This window comes from Curtobacterium sp. PhB142, from assembly GCF_004341255.1.
Lineage (GTDB): Bacteria > Actinomycetota > Actinomycetes > Actinomycetales > Microbacteriaceae > Curtobacterium.
On sequence record NZ_SLUT01000006.1, the window covers coordinates 165,272 to 190,591 of the forward strand.

The 25,320-nt window shown below is 72.4% G+C and carries 22 protein-coding genes; 8 read left to right on the forward strand and 14 right to left on the reverse strand.

The genetic code is table 11. The features are described from left to right. The first annotated feature begins 25 nt into the window (after positions 1–25). Positions 26–892, forward strand: a complete 867-nt coding sequence (locus EDF31_RS13285; RefSeq protein WP_131846454.1) for a 3-hydroxyacyl-CoA dehydrogenase NAD-binding domain-containing protein — start codon at positions 26–28, stop codon at positions 890–892. 38 nt (positions 893–930) lie between these two features. Further along, positions 931–2,376, forward strand: coding sequence for an amidase (locus EDF31_RS13290; RefSeq protein ID WP_131846455.1), 1,446 nt, complete (start codon positions 931–933; stop codon positions 2,374–2,376). 176 nt (positions 2,377–2,552) lie between these two features. On the opposite strand, the gene EDF31_RS20020 is transcribed toward EDF31_RS13290, so the two are convergent. The 3 genes from EDF31_RS20020 to EDF31_RS13305 are packed head-to-tail and all read right to left on the reverse strand — an operon-like array spanning position 2,553 to position 6,129. Beyond that, the gene (locus EDF31_RS20020) at positions 2,553–4,208 is read right to left on the reverse strand and encodes an extracellular solute-binding protein (RefSeq protein WP_165901421.1); all 1,656 of its coding nucleotides are present in this window, start codon (positions 4,206–4,208) and stop codon (positions 2,553–2,555) included. 47 nt (positions 4,209–4,255) lie between these two features. Then, complete coding sequence (locus EDF31_RS13300) at positions 4,256–5,149, reverse strand: carbohydrate ABC transporter permease (protein WP_123294247.1); 894 nt, start codon at positions 5,147–5,149, stop codon at positions 4,256–4,258. Next, positions 5,146–6,129 (reverse strand): ABC transporter permease subunit, encoded by a 984-nt coding sequence (locus EDF31_RS13305; protein ID WP_123294248.1) that lies wholly within the window; start codon positions 6,127–6,129, stop codon positions 5,146–5,148. The genes EDF31_RS13300 and EDF31_RS13305 overlap by 4 nt, the downstream gene beginning before the upstream one ends. A 109-nt stretch (positions 6,130–6,238) precedes the next feature. Between EDF31_RS13305 and EDF31_RS13310 the strand changes: the two genes are divergently transcribed. From EDF31_RS13310 to EDF31_RS13325, 4 genes are all read left to right on the forward strand, one after another. After that, a complete protein-coding gene (locus EDF31_RS13310) occupies positions 6,239–7,342 on the forward strand; it encodes a substrate-binding domain-containing protein (protein ID WP_131846456.1) in 1,104 nt (367 codons plus the stop codon). A gap of 245 nt (positions 7,343–7,587) precedes the next feature. Beyond that, on the forward strand, positions 7,588–8,628 hold the full coding sequence (locus tag EDF31_RS13315) for a hydroxyacid dehydrogenase (RefSeq protein WP_131846457.1): 1,041 nt from the start codon (positions 7,588–7,590) through the stop codon (positions 8,626–8,628). Positions 8,629–8,713: 85 nt separating this feature from the next. Next, positions 8,714–10,612: a heparinase II/III family protein gene (locus tag EDF31_RS13320; RefSeq protein ID WP_131846458.1), complete on the forward strand. Its 1,899-nt coding sequence runs from the start codon at positions 8,714–8,716 to the stop codon at positions 10,610–10,612. Further along, complete coding sequence (locus EDF31_RS13325) at positions 10,609–11,268, forward strand: ThuA domain-containing protein (protein ID WP_165901422.1); 660 nt, start codon at positions 10,609–10,611, stop codon at positions 11,266–11,268. The genes EDF31_RS13320 and EDF31_RS13325 overlap by 4 nt, the downstream gene beginning before the upstream one ends. A 108-nt stretch (positions 11,269–11,376) precedes the next feature. On the opposite strand, the gene EDF31_RS13330 is transcribed toward EDF31_RS13325, so the two are convergent. The 7 genes from EDF31_RS13330 to EDF31_RS13360 all read right to left on the reverse strand — a co-directional run bounded on the left by EDF31_RS13330 (position 11,377) and on the right by EDF31_RS13360 (position 19,291). Next, on the reverse strand, positions 11,377–12,990 hold the full coding sequence (locus EDF31_RS13330; protein ID WP_131846460.1) for a DUF4832 domain-containing protein: 1,614 nt from the start codon (positions 12,988–12,990) through the stop codon (positions 11,377–11,379). 270 nt (positions 12,991–13,260) lie between these two features. Further along, complete coding sequence (locus tag EDF31_RS13335) at positions 13,261–14,043, reverse strand: dipeptide/oligopeptide/nickel ABC transporter ATP-binding protein (RefSeq protein WP_131846461.1); 783 nt, start codon at positions 14,041–14,043, stop codon at positions 13,261–13,263. After that, positions 14,040–14,876, reverse strand: coding sequence for an ABC transporter ATP-binding protein (locus EDF31_RS13340; RefSeq protein WP_131846462.1), 837 nt, complete (start codon positions 14,874–14,876; stop codon positions 14,040–14,042). Before EDF31_RS13340 ends, EDF31_RS13335 begins: the two co-directional genes overlap by 4 nt. Further along, positions 14,873–15,760 (reverse strand): ABC transporter permease, encoded by an 888-nt coding sequence (locus EDF31_RS13345; protein ID WP_123937752.1) that lies wholly within the window; start codon positions 15,758–15,760, stop codon positions 14,873–14,875. Before EDF31_RS13345 ends, EDF31_RS13340 begins: the two co-directional genes overlap by 4 nt. Continuing rightward, positions 15,757–16,710 carry an ABC transporter permease gene (locus tag EDF31_RS13350; protein ID WP_131846463.1) on the reverse strand — a complete coding sequence of 318 codons (954 nt, stop codon included), beginning with the start codon at positions 16,708–16,710 and terminating at the stop codon, positions 15,757–15,759. The genes EDF31_RS13345 and EDF31_RS13350 overlap by 4 nt, the downstream gene beginning before the upstream one ends. A 28-nt stretch (positions 16,711–16,738) precedes the next feature. After that, entirely contained in the window at positions 16,739–18,292 is a 1,554-nt protein-coding gene (locus tag EDF31_RS13355) for an ABC transporter substrate-binding protein (protein ID WP_131846464.1), read from the reverse strand. Between the two features lie 57 nt (positions 18,293–18,349). Then, on the reverse strand, positions 18,350–19,291 hold the full coding sequence (locus EDF31_RS13360; RefSeq protein ID WP_165901423.1) for an alpha/beta fold hydrolase: 942 nt from the start codon (positions 19,289–19,291) through the stop codon (positions 18,350–18,352). A gap of 66 nt (positions 19,292–19,357) precedes the next feature. On the opposite strand from EDF31_RS13360, the gene EDF31_RS13365 reads away from it, so the two are divergent. Continuing rightward, the gene (locus EDF31_RS13365; protein WP_243650036.1) at positions 19,358–20,275 is read left to right on the forward strand and encodes a siderophore-interacting protein; all 918 of its coding nucleotides are present in this window, start codon (positions 19,358–19,360) and stop codon (positions 20,273–20,275) included. Positions 20,276–20,301: 26 nt separating this feature from the next. Continuing rightward, positions 20,302–21,099 carry an ABC transporter ATP-binding protein gene (locus tag EDF31_RS13370; protein ID WP_243650039.1) on the forward strand — a complete coding sequence of 266 codons (798 nt, stop codon included), beginning with the start codon at positions 20,302–20,304 and terminating at the stop codon, positions 21,097–21,099. A gap of 770 nt (positions 21,100–21,869) precedes the next feature. On the opposite strand, the gene EDF31_RS13375 is transcribed toward EDF31_RS13370, so the two are convergent. Genes EDF31_RS13375 through EDF31_RS13390 form a run of 4 tightly spaced genes read right to left on the reverse strand, consistent with a single transcriptional unit; the run spans position 21,870 to position 25,302 of the window. Beyond that, positions 21,870–22,238, reverse strand: coding sequence for a Fe-S oxidoreductase (locus EDF31_RS13375; RefSeq protein ID WP_131846467.1), 369 nt, complete (start codon positions 22,236–22,238; stop codon positions 21,870–21,872). Between the two features lie 2 nt (positions 22,239–22,240). Continuing rightward, complete coding sequence (locus EDF31_RS13380) at positions 22,241–23,644, reverse strand: NAD(P)/FAD-dependent oxidoreductase (protein WP_131846468.1); 1,404 nt, start codon at positions 23,642–23,644, stop codon at positions 22,241–22,243. 55 nt (positions 23,645–23,699) lie between these two features. After that, the gene (locus EDF31_RS13385; RefSeq protein ID WP_131846469.1) at positions 23,700–24,521 is read right to left on the reverse strand and encodes an arginase family protein; all 822 of its coding nucleotides are present in this window, start codon (positions 24,519–24,521) and stop codon (positions 23,700–23,702) included. A gap of 55 nt (positions 24,522–24,576) precedes the next feature. Then, positions 24,577–25,302 (reverse strand): PspA/IM30 family protein, encoded by a 726-nt coding sequence (locus EDF31_RS13390; protein ID WP_123294264.1) that lies wholly within the window; start codon positions 25,300–25,302, stop codon positions 24,577–24,579. Between the last annotated feature and the right edge of the window lie 18 nt (positions 25,303–25,320).

Below are 25,320 nucleotides of genomic sequence, written 5' to 3' on the forward strand. Positions count from 1 at the left end.
CGTACACCCGAGAACGAAGGACACCATGGGCTTCTCCCTGCCGACCGACATCCGCAACCGACCCGTCACCGTGATCGGCGGTGGGACCCTCGGTCGTCGCATCGCCCTGGTGTTCGCCAGCGCCGGCGGCGAGTCCCGCGTGTACGACCTCGCCGAGCCGGTCCGCACGGCCGCCGTCGAGTACGTCGAGCGCGAGCTCCCGGCGCTCGCCGCGGCGCGGTACGGGGGCGCGGTCGGCACCGTCCGCGCGTTCGACGACCTGGACGAGGCCGTCGCCGGTTCGTGGCTCGTCGTCGAGGCGATCCCGGAGCGCCTCGACCTCAAGACGACGGTGTTCGGGCAGCTCGACCGCGCCGTCGGGGCGGACACGATCCTGGCGAGCAACTCGTCGTCGTACGCGAGCCGACTCGTGATCGACGAGGTCGAGCACCCCGAGCGCGTGCTGAACATGCACTTCTACATGCCGCCGGCGCAGAACGCCGTCGACCTGATGAGCGACGGGGAGACCGACCCCGCGGTCATCGACCTGCTGCTCGAGGTCCTGCCGACCTACGGCGTCCGGCCGTTCGTCGCCCGCAAGGAGTCGACCGGGTTCATCTTCAACCGCATCTGGGCGGCCATCAAGCGCGAGTCCCTGGCCGTCGTCGCCGACGGGGTCTCCACGCCGGAGGACGTCGACGCCATGTTCGCGGTGAACACCGGTTCGCCCGCGGGGCCGTTCCGGATGATGGACCAGGTGGGGCTCGACGTGGTCCTGGACATCGAGGAGCACTACGCGGCGGAGGACCCGCACCTGCCCGAGGGCCCGCGGCAGCTGCTCCGGCAGTACGTCGACGCGGGGCACCTGGGCGTGAAGACCGGCCGCGGCTTCTACGCGTACGACCAGCACTGACGGTCGACCGGCGCCGTCGCCGCCTAGGCTCGGGAACCGTGTTCGAACTCCACCACCTCGCCGCGCAGGAACTCTGGGACTGGATCCGCCGGGGGGAGGCGACCGCGCTCGAGGTGACGGAGCACTACCTCACCCGCATCGAGCGCCTCGACCCGGCCCTCGGTGCGTTCGTGACGGTCACGGCGGACGCCGCGCGCACGAGAGCCGACCGTCTCGGGCACCTGGTGCCGACGTCCAGACCGTTGTGGGGCCTCCCGTCCGCCGACAAGGACCTGTACGACCGCGCCGGGGTCCCCACGCGCTCCGGCACCGCGAGTCTGCCGGAGCGCCCTGCCGGGGCCGACCACCCGCTCGTCGCGGCGCTCGACGCCGCCGGCACGGTGAGCCTCGGCAAGACGGCGTCGCCGGAGTTCGGGATGTCCTCGTCGTCGGAGACGCGGTTCGGCGTGACGCGGAACCCCTACGACACGACCCGCGCGCCCGGGGGGTCGTCGAGCGGGGCGGCGGTCGCCGTGGCGGCCGGGCTGCTGCCCGCGGCCGTCGGGTCCGACGGCGGGGGATCGGTCCGGATCCCGGCCGCCGCGACCGGACTCGTCGGCCTGAAGCCGAGCCGCGGGCGGGTGCCGTCGATGCCCGGTCGCTCCGGTGTCGGCGGGCTCTCCGTCGCCGGGCCGCTGGCCCGGTCCGTCGCGGACGCGGGGATGCTGCTCGACGCCCTCGTCGCGCCGACCGGCCTGCCGGAACCGTCGCCGTACGCCCTGGTCACGCCGTCCCGCGGTGACGGCCCGTTCACCGCGGCGGCCGTCCGCGGTGAGGGACGCTTCGTCGTCGGGCTGCTCGACGGCTCACCGTGGGACGACACCGTCGACGTCGTGGTCGACCCCGCGGCACGCGCTGCCGTCGAGACCGCTGCGCGGGTGCTCGGCGAACTGGGGCACGGCGTCGAGGACGTGCAGATGCCGCGGGCGCCGTACGCCGACGCGTTCCGGGTGGCGTGGGAGAGCTCCGCGGCGCGGCTGCCGATGGTCCCCGGCATCGACCTGACCGTGCTCACGCCGCTGGTGGCGTGGCTCGTCGAGCGGGGACAGCGGCTCACGGGCATGCAGGTGCTCGACGCGATGACGGCGCTCGACACGTTCTCGGCGACGCTGATCGGTGCGTTCGACCGGTTCGACGCCGTCCTGTCACCGACCCTCGCACTGACCCCGCGGCCGCTCGGCTGGTACGGCGACGACCCGGACGAGGACTTCCGCCGCCAGTGCGCGTACTCGCCGTGGACCTCGATGGCGAACGTGGCCGGGCTGCCCGCGATCACCCTGCCCGTCGGGGTCACCGCCGACGACCATCCGGACGGCGGCGGCCTGCCGATGGGCGTCCAGTTGATCGGGCGACCCGGGGGCGAGCGGGTGCTGCTCGCGATCGGGGCCCAGCTCGAGCGGCGGCTGCGCTGGCAGCGGCGGCACCCGGCTGCCTGGACCGCCTGACCGCCTGACCGCCTGCGCGGGGGTCGATGCGTGTGCATGTTCCGACGATCCACGCGTCGATCGACTCGTGGAACGTCGCACCATGCACGTGCATCGGACGCGTGTGCATGGTGCGACGAAGCACTCGGTGATCGACTCGTGGAACGTCGCAGAACGCGTGCGAGCCGCCGCCCGGGCTAGCTCTGCTTCTCGATCGCCTCGGAGTACTCGCGGCGCATCTTGTCCCCGGCGGCCGACACCCACGTCGCCCGTGCGGCCTTCACCTTCGCCAGGTTCGTCCGCCCGAGCACGTAGTCGTTGCACACGCTGTTGAACGCGGTGCTCGCCGACGCCGTCGCCGCGGCCGAGGGGGAGTAGAAGCCGTCCACCGGGTTCTTCACGAGCATGTCCTGCGTCTTGGTCTGGTACTGGTGCGACTGCCGCAGCTGCTCGTCGATGCGGACCGCGGTGTTCAGCACCTGCGGGCCGGCGCCGAGTCGGTACAGCGCGCTGGCGTTGATGGTCTGCTCGCCGGCCTTCGTCAGCGTCGCGTCCGGGCCGCTGCCGGTGTGGTGGACGCCCTTCTCGCCGTGGGTCAGCGTGAACGCCTCCTTCGACCCGAACGGCGCGGAGAGGTAGTCGATGAGCCGGAGCTGGGCCTTGATGCGTTCGGGCGTCGTCTTCTTCAGGGCGGCGAACGAGAAGCTCGACGTGCCCTGGTAGTTCGCACCGGGGCCGCCCGTCGCACCGAAGGGCACGATGCCGCCCGTGACGATCCCCTTCGGCATCGACACGTCGAGCAAGGCGGAGATGCCGTCGAGGTGCATGAGCACGGTGCCGTTGTTGATGTACGTCTTCGCCTTCGCGCTCTCGAGGCTGGGGGTGTCCGGGTGGAAGACGCCGAGGTTCCAGAGCTTCTTGACGTAGGCGAGGGTCTCGAGCCACGCGTCGGTCTCGTTCTTGTGGGTCAGTTCGCCGCCCTTCGACATCGCCCACTGGTTCGGCACGCCGAAGGTGGCGCCGATGAAGTCGTACGCCCAGTCGACGCCGCTCGCCCCGCCCTGGCCGGCGATCGCGTACCGGCCGGCCTTGGCGTCGGTGACGGCCGTGCACAGCTCGGTGAACTCGTCCTTGTCCTTCGGGGCCGGTGCTGCGCCCGTCAGCTGCTCGATGAGGTCGGGGCGGCAGATCATCACCGACCCGAACGGCGGCCGGTGCTCGGGGACGCCGTAGATCTTCCCGTTGATGCGGGCGCTCCGCCACGACGCGGTGGGGATGTTCGCCAGGTTCGGGTAGTCCTTGACGGCGTCGCCGGAGAGGTGCTCCGACAGGTCGGCGAACTTCGCGTCGAGCAGCTGCGGGAACCGGGGCGGCATCGCGAACGTCAGGAACTCGACGATGCCCGGGATGTCGTTGCCGGCGGTCATCGTCGCGAACTTCGCGGCGAACGAGTCGCCGGGCACGAACGTCAGGTCGTACTCGGTGTCCGTCAGTCCGCCGACGTAGTCGAGGAACGAGTTCTGCGCCGGCGGCGGCGCCGCGTAGGTCACGACGAACCCGGTGGTCTTCTCGCCGTCGCCGACCTTGCCGGTGACCGAGGTGAAGAGCTCGCTGTCCTGCGGGTACGAGTAGTACACGGGCTGGACGACGCCGTTGCCGGGCAGGTCGGGCTTCGGCCCCTTGGTGATGGGGACGTAGGTCGGCAGCGCGGCCACCTGGTCCGAGATGGTCGCGGCGTTGCCGCCGGTGGAGCACCCGGTCAGGCTGCCGGCGGCGCCGAGGGCGACGAGGCCGAAGGCGGCGCCGGAGATGAGGGTCCGGCGGCTGAGGCCGCCGGTGGTGGTGTCGGTCATGGCTTCTCCCTTGAAGCGTCGGGTGGCAGTGGGGTGGTGGGGCCGTGTCAGCCCTTGACGGCGCCCGTCAGGACGCCCTTGGTGAGGTGGCGCTGCACCAGGGGGTAGGCAGCGAGGATGGGGATGATCGCGATCATCACGACGGCCATCTGGATCGACTCCGCCGGCGGCTGCATCGAGGCGTCGGACCCGGCGCCGGAGACCAGGCTGGAGCCCTGCAGGACGTAGGTGCGCAGCACCAGCTGCAGCGTCCACTTCGTCGAGTCCGACAGGTAGAGCAGCGCGTTGAAGAACGCGTTCCAGTAGCCGACGGCGTAGAACAGGCCGACGACGGCGATCACCGCGCGGGACAGCGGCAGGACGAGCTGCCACAGGATGCGGAACTCGCCGGCGCCGTCGATCTTCGCGCTGTCGATGAGCTCCTGCGGGATGCTCATCATGAAGCCGCGGACGACGACCATGTTGAACACGCTGAACGCGCTCGGCAGGATCAGCGCCCAGTAGTTGTCGAGGAGTCCGAGCTGCTTCACCATCAGGTACAGCGGGATCATCCCCGGCGCGAACAGGAACGTGATGAGCACGAAGGTCAGCAGCGGCCGCTGGAACAGCGATCCCTGTCGGCTGAGCGCCCACGCGGCGAGCACCGTCGACGCCAGACTGATGACGGTGCCGACGACCGTGACGAGCAACGTGACCACCACGGCGCGGGTGACGACCCCGCCGGACAGGATCTGCACGTACGCGGACAGGTCGAACGACCTCGGCCACACGACGTAGCCGCCGGCAGCGGTGACGTCCGCCTGGCTCGACACGCTCGTCGAGAAGACGATGAGGAACGGGAACAGGACGACGGCGAGGATCAGGACGATCGCGACGGCCTTGAGTGCGAGGACGACGGGTGTGGGTTTTCCGGCCCAGACCGGACGGGCGATGGTGCTCATGACCGTGAATACACTCCCTGCTCACCGAGCATGTGGGCGGCCTTGTTCGCCGCCATGATGAGGACGAACCCGACCAGGCCCTTGACCAGACCGACCGCGATGCCCGTGGACCAGTTCCCGTCGACGACGCCGTGGTAGTAGACGTAGGTGTCGAGGACCTCGGCGGCATCGGCCCCCACGGCGTTCCGTTGCAGGATGATCTGCTCGAACCCGACGGACAGGGCCTCGCCGAGCCGCAGGATCAGCAGGAGCACGATGATGGGACGGATGCCCGGCAGCGTGACGTGCCAGAACCGGCTCCACGCTCCCGACCCGTCGATCGCCGCCGCCTCGTACAGGTTGTCGTCGATCGCCGCGAGCGCTGCCAGGAAGATGATCGTGCCCCAGCCGGCGTCCTTCCAGATCACTTGTGACGTCAGCAGCAGCTTGAACGTCTCCGGGTCGCTCATGATCCCGATGGTCCCCATGTCGAGCTGCCGCAGCGTGTGGTTGACCACACCGCCGGACCCGAGCGACTGCTGGAAGAACCCCACGACGATCACCCACGACAGGAAGTGCGGCAGGTAGAGCACCGACTGCACCGTCGCCCGGAGCCACGGCCACACCAGCGAGTGGATGAGGATGGCCAGCGCGATCGGCACCGGGAAGAACAGGATGAGCTGCAGGAACGTGATCTCCAGCGTGTTCACCGTCGCCCGCCAGAACTCCGGGTCGGCGAACATCAGCTGGAAGTTCGTGAACCCGACCCACGGGCTCTGGGCGATCGGGATGTACGGCTGGTAGTCCATGAACGCGATGACGTTGCCGATCATCGGCACGTACACGAACAGCAGCAGCAGGACCACCGCCGGCGCCACCATGAGCAGCAGCGGGTAGTCGCGCCGCAGCCGAGCGAGGAACGGGACCTTCCGCGGGGCCGGGGCGCCGCCGGACCGGGTGGTCCGGGGCTCGGTGGTCGGATCGACCAGCGTCGCGCTCATGTGGCTCCTTTGCTCACGTGGCTGGGGGTTTCGTCATCCTGTGGCGTCCGTATGATGACGGTCAAGCCGCGGTATTCACCCGCACACGAATCGAACACTGGGAGCGACGATGCACCCGACCAGACGCCACGAACGGATCCTCGCCGAGCTCCGCGTGCACGGGGCCCTGTCCGCCTCGGACTTCGCCGAGCGCGAGGGGATCTCGGCCATGACGGTCCGCCGCGACCTGTCCGAACTCGCCGACCGCGGCGTGCTCCGGCGCGTGCACGGCGGCGCCGTCTCCGTCGAGACCCTGCCCACCGCGGGCGCACCGCACCGACCCGCACCCCGCCCCGACCGGGACACGACCGACGGCAGCGGCGCGCTCTTCACCCTCGGGCTCGTCGTCCCCGACCCCGGCTACTACTTCCCGAAGATCGTCGCCGGTGTCGCCGAACGCACCGAGGCCCTGGGCGGCCGCGTCGTGCTCGGCGTCTCCCGCTACGAACCCGCCCGCGAACGCCAGCAGGTCGAACGCCTCATCGCCGCGGGCGTCGACGGGCTGCTCGTCACCACCACCGTCGCCGACGCCTTCACCACCCTCGAGCTCCTCGACCACGCACCGATGCCCGTCGTCGTGGTCGAACGCTCCGTGGTCGAGGCGCCGGTCGGCTCCGCGCTCGAGTCCGTCCGCAGCGACCACGAGTCCGGCGCCGGCATCGCGGTCCGCCACCTCGCCGAACTCGGGCACCGCCGCATCGGCATGGCCGTGTTCGACACCCCGACCACCCCGCAGCTCCGCACCGGGTACGACCGCGCCGTCCGGCAACTCGGCCTCGACCCCGACGCCCCGGTCCAGGTCATCCCGGACGACCAGGGCGTGGGGGCCGCGACCAGGGCCTTCATCGAGCGCTGCCTCGCCACCGGCACCACCGCCGTCTTCGTGCACTCCGACCAGTACGCCGTCGAGTTCGTCGAGACCGTCACCGAGATGGGCCTGTCGATCCCGGACGACCTGTCCGTGGTCGCCTACGACGACGAGGTCGCGGCGCTCGCCGGGGTGCCGCTCACCGCGGTGGCGCCCCCGAAGAACGACGTCGGCCGGTTCGCGGCGACGATGTGCTTCGAGCGCATCTCGGCGACGGCGCAGGTCGGCTTCGCCCGTCGGCACATGACCCTGGCGCCGACGTTGAGCGTGCGGGCGTCGACCGCGGCGGTCGTCCCCGGTCGGTGAGCGGCCGACGCGCGATCCGTGCGATCCGCGCGATCCGCGCGATCCGCGCGCCCGTCGTGTTCACTTCGTGAGCGTTTGCGCCCCGCGGCTTGACTCCGCACACCGCCGAACGCTGGCATGGGGACGCCGTACTCCCGGAGAGGAACCGTCCGACGATGACGTCACGCCCCGTCACGCCCCGAGCGCAGCCCGCGCCCCGAGCGCAGCCCGCGCCCCGAGCGCATCCCGCGCCCCCGGCGGTGCCCGTGCCCCCCGCCCCACGCGGCCACGCGCACCGCTCGCCCGTCCCCGTCGCCTTCGTGATGCCCGAGGCGACCTTCACCCGGGTGTTCGACCCCGGCGACCTCGCCGCCCTGCACGCCTCCGAGGCCGTCCGGCTGGTCGCCGACCGTCCGCTCGACCCGGACGACCCGTGCGACCTCCCGCTGCTCGCCGACGCTGAGGTGCTCGTCACCGGGTGGGGCAGCCCCGTGCTGTCCGCGGACCGTCTGGACCGGATGCCGCGGCTCCGCGCCGTCGTGCACTCCGCCGGGTCGGTCAAGCCCGTCGTCGACACCGACGTGTGGGAGCGACGGATCGCCGTGGCGTCGAGCGCCGCCGCGAACGCCGTCCCGGTCGCCGAGTTCACGGTCGCGGTGATCGTGCTCGCCGCCAAGCGGGCCTTCGCCAGCGCCGCCGCGCTGCGTTCGGACGAGACCCCGGTCGACGTCGAGGGCTCGTGGCCGGTCGTCGGCATGCACGGCGTGACCGTCGGTGTCGTCGGCGCCTCGCGCGTCGGGCGGGCCGTCATCGAACGGCTCCGTGACTACGACGTCCGCGTGCTCGTGAGCGACCCGTACCTGGACGACGACGAGGCCGCGCTGCTCGGCGTCACCGCCGTCGACCTCGGCACCCTCGCCGCCTCGAGCGACGTCGTCACCCTGCACGCGCCGCTGCTGCCGTCGACGCGGGGGCTCGTCGACCGTGCCGTGATCGGGCGGATGCGGCCGGGTACCACGCTCGTGAACACCGCGCGCGGGGCGATCGTCGACCAGGACGCCCTCGCCGACCGCCTGGACCGCGGCGACCTGGCCGCCGTCCTCGACGTCACCGAGCCGGAACGCCTGCCACCGGACGCCCGACTGCGGTCGACGCCGAACACCTTCATCACGCCGCACATCGCCGGGTCCCTGGGCAACGAGCTGCGTCGGCTCGCCGACAACGCGGTGCGCGAGACCATCGCGTTCGCGGCCACCGGCGCGTTCACCGACCCCATCGTCCCCGACGGCTTCGCCGTCCAGGCCTGAGGCCTGCCACCAACCGCCGCCACCAGCTGCCACCCACCAGCCGCCAGCACCCGTCCACCACCGTCACCACCCGGAGACCCACCCCATGACCGTCACCGTCGACGCCCCGTCCTTCACCGACCGGTTCACCCCGGCAGCGCGCGCGGCGCTCCGTCCGCGCTCGTGGCGACCCGCGCCTCCCGTCAGCGACCGCCCGGCGTGGGCGCACGTCGCGGACGCCGACCGGGAGGCCCTGCTCGCGGTCGCGCACGACCGTCGCGCCGCCGCGGCGGTCACCTTCCCGACCCTCGCCCTGTGGGCGACGTACAGTCGCGACGGGAACCGCCAGCCGTACGAGCGGGCCCAGCGGAACCTGCTCGAGTCCGCCGCGACCGCCGCCCTGGCTCTCGGCGTGACCGGCGACGCCGAGTGGGCGGACGTGCTCGGCGACCAGGTCTGGCGGATCCTGGAGCTGCGCGCCTGGTGCCTGCCGTCGCACTACGCGCTGCCCGAGGACGGCAGCCGGCCGTTCCTGCCCGTGCCCGGTCGGGACGTGCTCGACCTGTCCGACGCCTACGTCGGCGGCATGCTCGCGGCGATCGACGCGATCGCGGGGGAGCGTCTCGAGCAGGACCGCCCCGGCATCCGCGCGCACGTCCACCACGAGATCCGCCGCCGCGTGCTCGACCCGTGGGAGCAGGAGGTCTACTTCTGGCACGGGGTCGACGGGCCGCCGAACAACTGGGCGCCGTGGATCGTGTCGAACGTGCTCGTGTGCGCCGCCGTGGTCGAGCCCGACCGCGATCGCCTCGCTGCGACGATCGGCCGTGCGCTCGTGATCCTCGACCGGTTCCGCGCCGGCTACGACGCCGACGGCAGCTGCGACGAGGGTGCCACGTACTGGTGGTGGGCCGGCGCGACCCTGTTCGAGGCCCTGGACCTGGTCGAGGAGCTCACCGGTGGCGCGTTCGACGGCTTCTCGGTCGAGCCGGTCGCCGCGATGGCCCGGTTCCCGATGGGCATGCAGATCGGTGCCGCGACGCAGGTCAACCACTCCGACGGCTCCCCGGCGCTGGCCGAGAACGCGAACTGGAATCTGCTCGCCCGCTTCGGGGAGCGCGTCGACGACGACCGGGTCGTGCGGCACGCCCGGTGGATGGGCCGGCAGCACGCGTTGCGGTTCGACGGGCAGCTCGCCGCGCTGTTCCGTCGGACGCTCGCCGAACTGCGGGACCCCTCGTGGACCGACGGCCCGGCCGAGCCCGGGATGCCCGCGTCGCTGTGGCTGCCCGGCACCGAGGTCGCCGTCGCCCGTGCCCACGACGGCGCGACCGACGGGTTCGTCCTCGCGGTGAAGGGCGGGCACAACGACGTCAGCCACAACCACAACGACGCCGGCGGGGTGATCGTCTCGCTCGACGGCGAACCGGTGCTCATCGACGTCGGGGTGGGCGTGTACCGTCGCGAGACGTTCATGCCGGAGCACCGCTACGGCATCTGGACGATGCGGAGTGCCTGGCACACCGTCCCGCTGCCGAACGGCGTCGAACAACACGAGGGTGCGGCGTTCCGCGCGACCGGCACCGTGTTCGAGGACGACGGCGACGTCGCGTCGTGGTCCGCCGACCTGACCGCCGCGTACCCGGCGACCGGCGGACTGCGATCGCTCCACCGCACCGCGACGCTCGACCGGGCGGTGACCCGTGACCGCGCCGCCGCACGCGTGGTCGTCCGCGACACCTGGACGTTCGCGGAGCCCGGCACGATGACCCTGGTGCTCATGACCCGCGACGAACCCGTGCCCGTCGACGGCGGGCTGCGCGTCGGCCCCGCCCACCTGTCCGTCGACACCGATCGGTTCGCGGTGCACGTCGAGCGGCGGGACGTCGACGACGCGAAGCTCGAGCGGGTCTGGGGCCCGGCAGTGCACCGTGTGCGGCTCGTCGCGCGGCAGGCGTCCACCGACGGCGAGCACGCGCTCACCGTGACCCGGGCGACACCGTGAGCGCGGTCCTGCTCGGCGGCTCCGGACGCTGGACCGACCCGTGGCACCCCTTCGCCGAGACGAACGCGGCGGTCACGGCGCTCGCTGCGTCGGCCGGCGTCGCGCTCGAGCAACCGGAGGACGTGGACACCGCCCTGGCCGCCCTCGCGACCGGACCCCTGCCGTCGCTCGTCGTCGTCGACGTCGGGCTGCCCCGGGACGACCGCCCGGTCCCGCTCACCGACGCCCGGGCCGGCTTCCACCGCCTGCTCGCGAGCGACGTGCCGCTGCTCGTGCTGCACGTCGCCGCGACGTCGTTCGCCGACGACCCGCACTGGGAGCGTGCCCTCGGCGGGGTGTGGGAGCGCGGCACGACGATGCACCCGCCGTTCGGGCCCGCGGCCGTCCGGGTGGTCGACGCGGCGCACCCGATCACCGCCGGCCTGCCGGACTTCACCCTGGAGGACGAGCGCTACACGCACCTCCGTGTCTCGCCCTCGGTGCGGCTCCTGCTCGACCACGAGCACGAGGGGGAGCGGCACCCGCTCGCCTGGGTGCACGAACGACCCGGCGGCGGCACCACCGTCTACGACGCGCTCGGCCACTCCGCCGCGTCGTTCGCGTCGCCGGAGCACCGCGCGTTCCTGACGCGCGCCCTCGCGTTCCTCCTGCGCTGACGTTCCACTTGCGCTGACGTTCCACTTGCGCTGACGGGGTGGGGGCGACTGCCTGGAGGCCCGGTGCCGGTCTCGTGGACCGGCACCGGGCCTCCAGGCAGGCGCGTCTCAGGCGATGGTGACGTCGCCGACGACCAGCCAGCCCGCCTGCTGCGTGCCCTGCGCACCGAGCTCGATGCCGGGGGCGTTGCCCGCGGTGGTGTCGACGATCGCGATGCCCCACCGATACGCACCCGCCGCGACACCGGCCAGCGACGGACGGAACGCGTACGACGTCGGCGACCCCTTCAACCACTTCGACGGATCGGACGCGCTGTCCACGAACGTCCCCGCCACGCTGCCGTCCGCACGGAGCAACGCGACCGCCGCCTTGTACTTGCCGTTCCACACCGGCAGGTTGTCGGGCAGGTAGCCCCACCCGGTGTTCGTCCACTCGTGCGTGACGTCGACCGTCGCGCCGGCGGACGCCGAACCGGGCACGACCACGCGCGACGGGTGCAGGCGGTAGCCGCCCTCGGCGTCGAACCGCTGCGTCAACGGGAAGGTCTGCGCCGCGAACCACGACAGGGCCTCGCCGTTCCGCAGGTCCATCATGTTCACGTGCGCCTCGACCGAGTCGTCGAACTCGCCCTGACGGACGTCGGCGGTCGTCACGTACCCGCGCGGGTCCTGCGTGACGTCGTGCTGGGCCGTGACCCACCCGCCCTCCATGATGATCGGCCGCCGGTACCGCCACTTCGCGGCCATCGACTTCTCCCAGTCCGCGTAGTACGTGGTCATGCCGAAGGCGTCGTGGCGCAGGACGTAGCCCTTCTCGTACGCACCGTCGAGCATCCGCTCGCTCTCGGGGTCCGGGGTGCCCCAGTCCTTCGGACCCCCGATCATCCGGTGGTAGTTCAACGCCAGCGGCACGCGGGTGAAGTGCTCCTGGTACAGGTCGATGATCCAGTCGAACACCGGCTCGCGGTTCGCGGCGTCCTGGTACAGCATCGAGTGGCCCTCACCCCACTTGCCGAGCCCGTACCCGTCGATGAAGTCCGTCGTGGCCGGGTCGTCGTACTGCTCGCCGAAGGCCGCGACGAACGCGGCGTACTTCGCCTGGAACACCGGGTCGTCCGGGTACGGGCTCCACACGGTCTTGCTGCCGGTCTGCGTCTCGTACCCGGCAGCCCCGGCGGCACGCACCCACGCGGGCGTGAAGTCCGACGACTTGTCACGACTGTCCACCACGACGCGGAAGGCCAGCCGCAGCCCACGGCGACGGGCCTCGGCGAGGATGCCCGCGAACGCCGCGTTCGTGTCCCAGCCGTACACGCCCTCGGACGGCTCGAGGATCGTCCACGAGACCCGCATGTACATGACCGAGGCGTGGTCGGACACCGTGACCGTGGTGCCGTCGGGCAGCGGGACGTCGTCGTACTGCGTCCAGTAGTTCGCGGGCGGTGCCGACGAGCCGTACAGCGCCCAGCCGTTGAGCGGGTTCCGCAGGACCGTGGTGGTGTCGGCGGCGAACTCCCGCTCGACCGCGGCGGCGAGGTGCGGGCGACCGGGGTGGCCGGGGCCGGGGTGGCCGGGGCTGGCGGGGCCTGCGCCTGCGCCGGGGTGGGCGCGGCCGTGGGCGCTCGCCGGCTTGCTGCCGAGCACCCCGCTCGCTGCCGATGCGGTGGCGACGATGCCGAGTCCGAGTGCCGTGCGCCTGGTGATGTCGTGCGACTTGCTCATGCGTTCTCCCCTTCGAGAAGCGATCGGTGCAGGTCGATCGTCTCGGCGTCCCGCTCAGTGGGCAAGGAGTCCCGCCCAGTCGAACAGGAGTCGCACACCCCTGGCGACGCGGAACGACACTCCCGATGTCGTACGACGTCGATGTTGTCGTCGGTGCGCGCGTGCAACTGTTGCGGGCGACCTGGAACGACACACTCGAGGTCGTACGACGTCGATGTTGTCGTTCCGAGTCAGAGCCGCCCGCCCCGCCCGCCGCCGCCCGCCCCGCCCCTACGGCAGCGTCGGCGCAGCCTCCACGAGCGCCCGCGTCACCGGGTGCACCGGCGCATCGAGCAGCGACACCGGCCCGTGCTCCACGATGCGCCCGGCCGACATCACCGCGACGGTGTCGCACAGCCGCTGGACCACACCGATGTCGTGCGACACCAGCACCAGGGTCAGCCCGAGGTCGTCGGCGAGCGAGCGGAACAGCTCGATGACGCGTGCCCGCACCACCACGTCGAGGGCGCTCATCGGCTCGTCGCCGAACAGGATCCGCGGCCCGTGCACCACGGCCCGGGCGATCGCGATGCGCTGCCGCTGCCCACCGGAGAACTCGTGCGGGTACCGGTCGACGACGTCCGCCGGCAGGTCGACCCGTTCCAGCACGTCGCGCACCAGCGCCCGGTGATCGCCGTCGATCCGCAGTGCCCGCAGCGGTTCGCCGACGATCGCGCCGACGCGCATCCGCGGGTCGAGGGACGCGTACGGGTCCTGGAACACCACCCCGGTCTCGCGACGGAACCAGCGCATCGCGGCCGCAGACCCGGACGCGACCACCGGACGACCGGAGGCGGTCACGGAACCGGCGGAAGGTGCCTCCAGGCCGGCGAGCAGCCGGACCAGGGTGGACTTGCCGGACCCCGATTCGCCGACGATCCCGAGCCGCTGGCCGGAGGCGACCGTCAGGTCGACGCCGTCGACGGCGGTGCGGACGGGGCCGGGTTCGAAGGGCCCGCGGCGGGGGAGCCGGTAGGTGCGGTGCAGCCCGACCCCGTCGAGGACGGCGGTCATGCGGAGCCTCCGGACGGACGGGCACGACGGGCGGTGGCACGCGCGGCGTCGACGAGCGCGACGGTCGCGGGGTGCTGCGGCGCGGCGAGCAGCGACGCGACCGAGCCCCGCTCGACGACCCGTCCGCCGTCGAGCACGACGGCGGTGCCGGCGATCCGCGCGAGCACGGCGAGGTCGTGCGTGACGAAGACCATGCCGGCCGGCAGCCCTTCGAAGAGGTCGAGAATCCGCGCCTCGGTCGTGACGTCGAGCGCCGTGGTCGGCTCGTCGGCCACGAGGTACGCGGGCTGCCCGGCCATCGCCATCGCGATGCAGATCCGCTGACGCTGCCCGCCGGACAGCTGGTGCGGGTACTGCCGCAGCAGCGACTCCGGGTCCGGCAGTCCGACGTCCGCCGCCAGGGTGGTCGCCGCGGCGCGTGCCGCCCGCCGGTCGAGTCCGCGGTGCAGGCGCAGCGGCTCCGCGATCTGCGCGCCGACGCGGCGCAGCGGGTCGAGGGCGGTGCCGGGCTCCTGGAACACCATGCCGATGCCGGAGCCGCGGTGCTCCGCGCGCTCCCGATCGGGCAGGCCGACGAGTTCCGTGCCCTCCAGGCGGATGCTGCCGGTGACGGTCGCGCCGGCGGGCTCCAGTCCCATGAGGGCGAGCGAGGTCATGGACTTGCCGGATCCGGATGCGCCGATCACGCCCACGCGTTCGCCGGGAGGCACGGTGAACGTCACGTCGTCCAGGATCGTCCGCCCCGCGATGCGGACGGAGAGCCCCACCACCGCGAGCCCACCGGTGTCGGTGTCGCTGTGGCTGCCGGTGTCGCTGTGGCTGCGGTCGGTCATGCGGTCACCCCCGGGGTGGTCGTGGCCGGGTCGGCGCGGCGGTCGCCGCCCGCTGCGCGGTCGTTCGTCGTCAACCGCGGGTCGGTGGCGTCGCGGATCGCGTCACCGAGCAGGGAGAGCGCGGCGACGACCAGCGCGATCGCGGCTCCCGGCCAGGTGGCGCTCCACGGGTGCACGCCGATGTAGGTCTGCAGGTCGGAGAGCAGGTTGCCCCACGACGCCGTGTCCGACCCGGCGCCGTAGCCCAGGTACGACAGACCGGCCTCGGCGAGGACCGCGGTGGCCATCGCGAGCGAGAGCTGCACGGTGAACAGCGGCGCGGCGTTCGGCACCAGGTGGCGGAACAGCACCCCGACACCACCGACACCCGAGGCCCGGGCCGCGGTGACGTAGTCGCTCCGGGCGATGCGCCGGATCTCGCCGCGGGCGACCCGGGCGATCGTGACCCCGAAGGACAGTCCGACGCTCACGATGACGACCCCGAGCGACCCGCCGAACACCGCGGTCAGCAGCATCGCGGTCAGCAGGGTCGGGAACGCCACCAGGATGTCGAGCAGGACGGCCGTGCCCTCGCGCACCCAGCGGGCGGTGAGCGACCCGATCGCGGTCAGGACGATGCCGACGACGCTGGCGATCACCCCGGCCCCGACGGCGACGAGCACGGTGGTGCGGGTGCCGGCGAGCAGGTAGCTCGCGATGTCGCGGCCGGCGGCGTCGGTGCCGAACCAGTGCGCCGCGCTCGGGCCCTCCCACTGGTGGAACGGATCGGCGCGGAACGGGTCCTGCGGCGTCCACACGAGCGACACCGCGGCGAGCACCACGAGCAGGCCGAGCACGACGACGGCGAAGACCCCGGTGGGGCGGGAGAGCAGGCGGCGGATCATCCGGACACCTCGCGTTGGCGTGGGTCGAGGGAGCGGTGCACGACGTCGACGGCGAAGCCGACCAGCAGCACGAGCCCGGTGAGCACGAGCAGCTCGGACTGCACCTTGGTGACGTCGCGGCGCCCGACGTCGGTCACGAGCATGCGCCCGACCCCGGGCAGCGAGAACAGCTGCTCGACGACGACGGCCCCGACCAGCAGCCCGGCGATCTGCACCCCGAGCACGGCGAGCACGGTGAGGGCGACCGAGGGCAGCCCGTGCCGGAGCAACGCCTGCGTGCGCGTCAGCCCGATCGCGGCCGCGGTGCGGACGTGGTCGGCGTCGAGCACCGACAGCGTCGCGGACCGGGTGAAGCGCAGGATGACGGCACCCTCGACCGCGCCGATGGTCAGGGCGGGCAGCACGAGCGACGCGAACGCACGCCCCGGCTCGGACCAGCCGTCGAGCGGGAAGCCCTGGGTCGGCAGCCAGCGCAGCGTGACGGCGAACAGCGCGACGAGCAGCATGCCGGCCCAGACGACCGGGATCGCAGCGACGGCCTGCGCCACGAACCCGATGACGGCGCCGCCCGGTCGACGGCGGAGCACCGCGGCGACGACCCCGAGGGGAACGCCGATCACGAGTGCGGTGACGAGTGACATGCCCGCGAGCGGCAGCGTGATCGCCAGCTTCTGCGCGATCTCCGGCGCGACCTGCCCGTTGGTCACCAGGGACCGGCCGAGGTCGCCGCGGAACACCCCGCCGATCCAGTCGAGGTACTGCACCACGACGGGCCGGTCGAGGCCGAGCTGCTGCCGGAGCTGCTCGACCTGCGCCGGGGTCGACTGGGTGCCGGCGACGACCTGTGCGACGTCGCCGGGCAGCACCCGCAGGGTCGCGAAGATGATGACGCTCGCGACGAGCAGCCCGACGACGAACAGCAGCAGCCTGCCGACCAGGAACCGGGTCACGTGCTCGGAGCTCCGGGCGCGGGTCGTCTCACTTGACGGCGAGCTTCGACAGGTCGAGTCGTGAGTTGCCGCCGTCGACCGGGAAGCCCGTCACGCCGGAGCGCACCGCGGTGATCTCGGTGGCCGTGTAGAGCCACTCGCCGGCGGCGTCCTCGCTCACGATCTTCGCGGCCTTCCGCAGCGCGTCGACCTTGGCGTCCTCGTCCGTGGCCGCGATCGACTCGGCGTACAGCGACTGCACCTCGGCGTTGTCGTAGCCGAAGTAGTAGTCGGGGTTCGCCCAGTTGCCGAAGTCGCGGGCCTCGACGTGGTCCACCATCGACAGGTCGAAGTCGCGCTCACCCGACTTCGGCGCCTGGAACACCGTCGACAGCCAGGTCGCGAAGTCGACGCGCTTGACGGTCAGGGTGATCCCGACGTCGGCGAGCTGCGACTTGAGCACGTCGCCGATGGTCGCCGGGTAGATGTTCGCGTACGTCAGCGTGAGCTTCAGGTTCTCCTGACCGGCGGCGGCGAGGAGCTGCTTCGCGTTGTCGGGGTCGTACGCGTCGATGTCGGTCAGGTCCTCGTACCCGGGGTCGAGCTCCGGGATCGGGCCGCCCTGCTCGACGCCCGTGCCACCGATGGCCTTGATGAGGGCCTTCGGGTCGATCGCCTGCCGGATCGCCTGGCGCACCTTCTTGTCGGTGAACGGCGCCTTCTGGTCGTTGAACGCGAGCGTGTACTTGTCGGTCGTCTTGCCGGAGTGCAGTGCGATGTCCGAGTTGCCGTCGAGCTGGCTCTTGAGTGTGCCGTCGACCGGGTTGAGGACGTCGAGGTCGCCGTTCGCCATCGCGTTGACGGCCGTCGACGGGTCGGTGATGTACCGGAAGACGATCTTCGCGACCTTCGCCTTCGTGCCCCAGTAGTCGTCGTTGCGGTCGAAGGTGAGCGAGTCGCCCTGCTTCCAGCTCGCGACCTCGTACGGGCCGGTGCCGTTCGCGGTGTCCGACAGGTCGTTCGTCGCGGCCTTCTCGAGCACCAGCCCGGAGCGGCCGGTCAGGTTCCAGAGCAGGTCCGAGTCGGGCTTCGCCAGCTTGAGCTCGACCACGCCGGTCGACGGTGACGTGATCGAGGTGACACCCGCGAGCTTGGCGGAGTCGACGTAGGTCTCGTTCGACTTGACCTGCTCGAGCGACCAGACGACGTCGGCCGCGGTGACGTCCTTGCCGTCCTGGAAGGTGATGCCGTCGCGCAACGTGAACGTGTACGTCAGCCCGTCGTCGGAGACCTCGTGCTCGGAGGCCAGCACGTCGCGGATGTCGCCGTCGGCGGTCCGGCCGACGAGCCCCTGGTACACGTTGTCGATGAGCACCTGGTCGAGCGCTGCACCGGACTGCGTGCGGATGTCGAGGCTGGTCGGTTCGAGCACCAGGCCGACGCGGACGGTGGCGTCGGCGCCGCCGTCCTCGTTCGACGAGCCGGAGCAGCCGGTCAGCGCGAGGGCGGAGACGACGGCGACCGCGGTGGCGGCGAGGGCAGCACGTCCGAGGCGCGTGGTGCGCGCAGCCCGAGCGGGACGGCGGGGCAGGCGTGGACTCATGGGTGTGGGTTCCTTCCGGGCGCGAGGGCGATGATCAGTGCTCGCGCTCGCACGAGGTTACCGGCGGCCGGTGTCGTCCGCGGTCGGTTCTTCGATCCGGTGCAACAAACCGTGACGTCCCGCCCATGCCCGGATCGCCGACGCGAGTTCGAGGGGCGCCTGGTTCTGCACCGCGTGCCGTGCGGTGACCGTCACGATCTCGGCGTCCGGCAGCCGCTCGGCGAACGCGGCGTGCAGCTTCGGGGACACGTACCCGCGGTCGCCCCGGACGAGCAGGATCGGCACGCGCAGGGCGTCGAGGTCAGGCCACGCATCGGCGAAGCGCCCCACCGACGACGTGCGGCCGGCGGGCAGGTGCGGGAAGTGGTGGCGCCGCACGAGCGCTCCGTCGTCACCGAGCCGCGTGGTGTGGCGCGCTTCACGCAGCAGCACGTGCCGGTCGTCGCCGACGCGTGCCTCGATCGCCCGGTCGACGACCTGGTCCAGGGTGGCGAACGGCTCCTCGGCCTCGAGCGCGCGGGCGATCCGGTCGACCGCCCGCTGCGCGAAGTCCGGCGACATGTCGACGAGGACGAGCCCGGTCACCCGCTCCGGTGCCGTGGCCGCGAGTCGTGCCGACAGGATCGCGCCGAGGGAGTGCCCGACGACGATCCCCGGCGGGACCTCCAGGGCGTCGAGCGCCGCGAGCACGGTCGGCGCCGTCACGGATGCCCCGTAGTCCGCGTCGTCCCGCCACGACGACCGCCCGTGGCCGGGCAGGTCGAGCGCGACCGCCGGCTCGCCGACGGCGAGCGCGGTCTGGTCGAAGCTGTGGGCGTCGATGCCGAGCCCGTGCAGGTAGGTGATCCGGGCCTCCCGGTCGCCCCACCGGATGGCGGACGTCTCCTGCCCGTCATCGGTGCGGACCACCTGCCTGGAGGCGCGGAGCGGCTCCGTCACGCCGCTCGCGCGGGCGAGGGCGGCCAGGTCTGCGAATTCGTCGTCGGGGGCATCGGGCACGGAACCGATCTTCGCACCGTCTGCGGGGTCTGGAGACGTTAGGTAAGGCATGCCATACTCGGATCCGTGGCAACCCGGTACCGCGTCTTCTCCGTCCGTGTGGCAGCGGTCACGTCGCTCACCCCGCACTTCGTCCGGGTGACGCTGACGGGCGATGCCCTGGCGGACTTCTCCTCGGTCGGGCTCGACCAGCGGATCAAGGTCGTCCTGCCGCTCGACGGTGTGGGGTTCTCCGAACTGCCCGAGGACGAGGACTGGTACGCCGCCTGGCGTGCGCTGCCGGACGCGGAACGCAACCCGCTGCGCACCTACACGGTCCGCTCGTTCCGGCCCGATGCCCGTGAGCTCGACATCGACTTCGTCGCGCACGGCGACGCCGGGCCCGCATCCCGGTGGGTGTCGTCCTGCCGTGTCGGCGACGAACTCCGGATCGTCGGACCCCGCATGCCGGAGTCGCCCGAGGACCTGCCGACCGGTGCCGCCGAGTTCGCACCCGGGCACGCGAACCGCATCCTGCTCGCCGGGGACGAGACCGCCGCCCCGGCCATCTGCGCCATCCTCGAGGCGCTCGACGTCTCGACCGTCGGCCACGTCTTCATCGAGGTGCCGACCGACGCCGACCGGCTGCCCGTGTCCGCGCCCGCCGGGGTCGAGGTCCGCTGGATCGCCCGGAACGGTGCGACCCACGGCGTCCGCATGACCGACCAGGTGCACGCGTGGGCGTCGACGGTCGTCGCCGGTGCTGCACCTGTCGCCGCGGGTCCCGCCTGTGGGGACGCCGTCGAGCTGGCGGACGTCGACGTCGACGAGCAGATCCTCTGGGACGTGCCGGCCACCCAGGAGTCGCGCCCCGTCTACGCCTGGATCGCGGGCGAGGCCGGCTGCGTCAAGGAGCTCCGCCGGCACCTGGTGCGCGGGGTCGGCATCGACCGCAAGCAGGTCGCGTTCATGGGGTACTGGCGGCACGGCAAGGCCGAGAACTGAACGCCGCAGCCGGACTGACGACCAGCGTGGTCGGAGTCCCGACGACCGCGCTCGGCGTGCGTGGGCTGACGCTCGCGTACGACGACCGCATCGTGGTGGACGGGCTCGACGTGGACGTCCCCGACGGTGAACTGACCGTCATCGTCGGTCCGAACGCGTGCGGCAAGTCGACGCTGCTGAAGTCGTTCGCGCGCACCCTCAAGCCCCGAGCCGGCACGGTGTACCTCGACGGGGCGCCGATCGACTCGTACCGTCCGAAGGCCGTGGCCCGGCGGGTCGGCATGCTGCCCCAGACGCCGATCGCACCGGACGGCATCACCGTGCGCGACCTGGTGTCCCGCGGGCGGTTCCCGCACCAGGACCTGCTGCACCCGTCGTCCGGGTCCGACCGGCGTGCCGTGCAGGCCGCCCTCGAGCAGACGTCCACCGTCGAGCTGGCGGACCGGAGCGTCGACGAGCTCTCCGGCGGGCAGCGGCAGCGGGTGTGGATCGCGATGGTCCTGGCGCAGGAGACCGACATCGTGCTGCTCGACGAGCCCACGACGTTCCTCGACATCGCGCACCAGTACGACGTGCTCGAGCTGGCCTCCGCCCTGCACGCCGCGGGTCGGACGGTCGTCGCGGTGCTGCACGACCTGAACCAGGCGGCGCGGTACGCCACCCACGTCATCGCGATGCGCCAGGGGTCGATCGTCGCTGCCGGCCCCCCGGCCGCGGTGCTGACGGCCGACCTCGTCGAGGACGTCTTCGGCCTGCCGTGCGTGGTCGTCCCCGACCCCGAGACCGGCACGCCCCTCATCGTCCCCCGTCGTCCCGCCGCCTGACCCGCCCGCCCCTCCGCACCCCGCGCCCGCCCGCGCACCCCGCCCCCGCGCCCCGAGGTTCCGTAATCTCGGCATCTCGAGCCGCATCCGGGCCGTCCGCGGAACCTCGGCGCGACGCACGCGGCATGTCGTGGAACCTCGCGGCGACGGAGACGCATCGCTCCCCACCCACCCGTCCAGTCGCGAGTGCGCTCCACGTGCCGCCGAGGCGACTCCCCGAGGTTCCGAGATCTCGGCATCTCGCGCCGCGTCCGGGCCGTCCGTGGAACCTCGGCGAAACGCACGCGGCATGTCGTGGAACCTCGGCGGCAGGAGTTCAGGGCGTCTGACCGACCGCGACGAGACGCGGCGCGACGCGCGCGCGTCGCGGAGCGGCCGCGTGCCGTCGGCCACGGCCGGTGCGACCGACGGTCAGCGACCGCTCGGCGCCGCCCCGGCGGAGTGTCGCGACCGATCAGCGCTCCTCAGCCGGGCAGGTGGGCCGGACCACGGCGGACGGGAGGCCCGTGGCGGCCGCGATCCGTGCCTCCCGTCCGCCGTTCGGTCACGTCTCGTCGCCCGCCCGGCCCTCACCGGAGGTCACGCCGCGCCGCGCGTGCCGCGCCGCGCGGTCGCTGACCGTCGGATGCGGCCAGAGCCGCCGACGGGCTGCGACCACTCGGCGCCGACCCGACGGGGTGTCGTGACCGATTGGCACACACGGCACACGGCACACGGCACAGGGCAACGCAGGGCAGCGCAGCAGGAAAAGTGCCGCGCACGGGCACCCGTCAGCGGTAGCCGCCGTCCTCCAGCCCCGCCTCGACCTCGAAGCGGTTGCGGAGCGGGTCTCGGCCGGCGACGGCGTACAACACGGGCATGAGCATGCCGTACCGCCGCCACTGCTCGACGTGCACCCGCTCGTGCCGCAGCACCCGGGCCCCGTCGTTGTCCCGGGTCAGGTACACCGACCCCACGCAGGTGCCGCCACGACGGAACACCCAACGCGGCAACCCCGAGCAGACGACGAGCCCGTCGACCACGCGGACGCGGCCGGTCGACAGCGGTACGCCGATCGCCAGACCCACCGCCGTGGCGAACAGCCAGCCCACCCGCGACACGGGGGAGTCGAGCAGCGCTCGGCGCGCCAGTCCGCGCATGCTCAGGCCGGGCGACCGTAGGTCTCGAGCAGTCGGAGCCAGATCTCGTTCATCGTCGGGTAGGCCGGCACCGCGTGCCAGAGGCGGTCGACCGGTACCTCGCCGACGACGGCGATCGTCGCCGCGTGCAGCATCTCGGCGACGTCCTGGCCGACGAAGGTGACGCCCACGACGACCCCGCGGTCCTCGTCGACGACCATCTTGGCGCGGCCGGTGTAGCCGTCGGCCTGCAGCGCGGAACCCGCGACGCCGCCGAGGTCGTACTCCACGGCACGGACGTTCAGCCCCTGCTCGCGCGCGGCCTTCTCGGTCAGGCCGACGCTCGCGACCTCGGGGTCGGTGAACGTGACCTGGGGGACCGCGGCGTGGTCGGCGGTCGCGACGTGTGCGCCCCACGGTTCGGTGTGCAGCGGCGTGCCCTGGTGCCGGGCGGCGATCGCCTCGCCGGCAGCGCGGGCCTGGTACTTGCCCTGGTGGGTGAGGAGGGCGCGGTGGTTGGCGTCGCCGACGGCGTACAGCCAGTCGGTGCCGTGCACGAGCATCGTGTCGTCGACCTCGAGCCAGTCGCCGGCGGTGAGCCCGACGGACTCGAGCCCGAGGTCGGCGGTGTGCGGGGTGCGGCCGGTGGCGGCCAGCACCTCGCTCGTGATGACGGTGGTGTCGTCGTCGAGCGTGGTGGTGACGAGCCCGTGCTCGTCGCGGTCGACCCGCACGGGGTTCACGCCGGTACGGACGTCGACGCCGAGCTCGCGGAGGGCATCGGTGACGAGTTCGCCGGCGAACGGCTCCATGCCGCCGAGTAGTCCGTGCCGGGCGACGAGGGTGACCTTCGCGCCGAGCGATGCCCAGGCGGTGGCGAGCTCGGAGCCGGCGACACCGCCGCCGATCACGAGCAGGCTCTCCGGCACCTGCTGGGCGCTGGTGCCCTCGCGGGTGCCCCACGGCTTCGCCTCGGCGAGTCCCGGCGCGTCGGGCAGCGCGTGCAGCGACCCGGTCACGACGGCGACGGCGGCACGGGCGGTGTGCGTCTCACCGCCGACCTCGATGGTCTTCTCGCCGGTGATGCGGGCGTGGCCGCGGATCAGGGCGATGTCGGCGGACTCCAGCCAGGACACCTGACCGTCGTCCTTCCAGTCCGAGGTGAACGAGTTGCGGCGCGCGAGCACGTGGGCGGCGTCGAGCTCGCCGGTGACGGCCTGCTTCGCGCCGTCGAGCCGCTTGGCCGCTGCCAGGGCGTGGCCGCTGCGCAGCAGTGCCTTCGACGGCATGCACGCCCAGTAGGAGCACTCGCCGCCGACCAGTTCGGACTCCACGATCGCGACCGCCAGGCCGCGCTTGTGGGCGTAGTCCGCCACGTTCTCGCCGACTGCGCCGGCGCCGATCACGATGAGGTCGTAGTCCGTCATGAGGCCGAGCGTACGCGGACCGGCATGGGGTGCGCCCGGCGCGCCGGGTCGGTTCTCAGGCCACCCGGGAGGCGCTGGTCAACGCCCCGACGACGCGCAGGATCACGCCGAGGTCGTCCACTGCACGCTCCGGGTCGACGGGAGCGAATCCGGTGAGCGCGGCGCCGGCCAGGCGGCGGCCGCGGGTCGCGGCCTGGATCCGCTCGACCAGTCCCGCGCCGTCGAGTCCGAACGGCACCGGCTCGAGCAGGCCGTCGACCTCGGACGGGTCGAGGACGTCGAGGTCGACGTGCACGAACACCGAGGTCGCTCCGGTGGCGTCGACGGCGGCGGCGAGGGCGTCCGGGGTCGCGGCGTCGACGTCCAGCCGGGTGATCCCGGCACGGTCGAGGGCGGCGTCCTCGGCGTCGTCGAGTCCGCGGACGCCCGCGACCACGACCGACGAGGCGGGGAGCACCGGCAGCCCGGGGAACAGGTCGTCGGCGCGGTCGACCAGGATCCGGAGGGCTGCGGTCTCGGCGGCGACGGGCTGGGCGCGGTTGAGTGCGCGGTACCCGCTGGACCCGGCGATGCGGACGAACGCGGTGTCCGGTCCGAGGCCGACGGTCGCGCCGAGGACGCTCGCACCGTCCCCGCCGACGACGAGGACGGGTTCGCTGGCGACGCCGGTCTCCTCGGCCACGCGGTCGGCGACGGCGAGCACGGAGGTGTAGCGGGCGACGGCCGTCTCGAGCCGGTCGCCCGCGCCGGCGGGGACGTCGACCACGGTGGTGGACGCACGGGGGAGGTCGGCCGCGATCGCGGTCGCTCCGTCCCCGAGGCGCATCGCGCGCGAGGACGCCGAACCCTGCCACTGACCGACCACGAGGAACTGCATCGTCTCAGTCTGTCAGCTGGGGTCCGGCGTCGTCCGGGAAGGTCGTCCGGGAACGTCAGAGGCTCGACGAGCCGCCGGACTTCAGCGCGGCGAGTCGTGCCTCGACCTCGGCGTCCTTGCCGACGTCCTCGAGGCTCTCGAACTGGGCGTCGAGGCTCGACGACTGCAGTTCCTGCTGCCCGAGGACCTTGGCCTCTTCACGACGGACCTTCTCCTCGAAGCGACCGAGGTCGCTCGTCGGGTCGAGCACGTCGATGTTGCCGAGGGCGTCGTTGACCTTGGACTGCGCCTCGGCCGTCTTCGAGCGGGCGACGAGGTTGTCGCGCTTCGCACGGAGCTCCTCGAGCTTCTGCTCCATGCCGGCGAGCCCGGTCTTGAGCTTCTCGACCGCTTCGTTCTGCGAGGCGAGGTTCGGCTCGGCGTCCTTGACCTCCTGCTCGGCCGCGATCTGCTTGCCGATCGCGATCTTGGCGAGGTTGTCGAACTTGTCCGCCTCGGCCGTCTTGCCCTCGGCGCGGTACTTGTCCGCGGCGGTGGAGGCGTTGGCGGCCTTCTGGCCCCACTCGGACGAGGCGCGCTTGTCCTCTTCGTGGTCCTGCTCGAGCAGCCGCACGTTGCCGATCGTCTGCGCGATCGCCGTCTTCGCGTCGGCGATGTTGTTCGTGTAGTCACGCACGAGCTGGTCCAGCATCTTCTGCGGGTCCTCGGCGTTGTCGATGAGCTGGTTGATGTTCGCCCGCACGAGGGTGGAGATGCGGCCGAAGATCGTCTGCTTTGCCATTGCTGTTCCCTTTCCTGG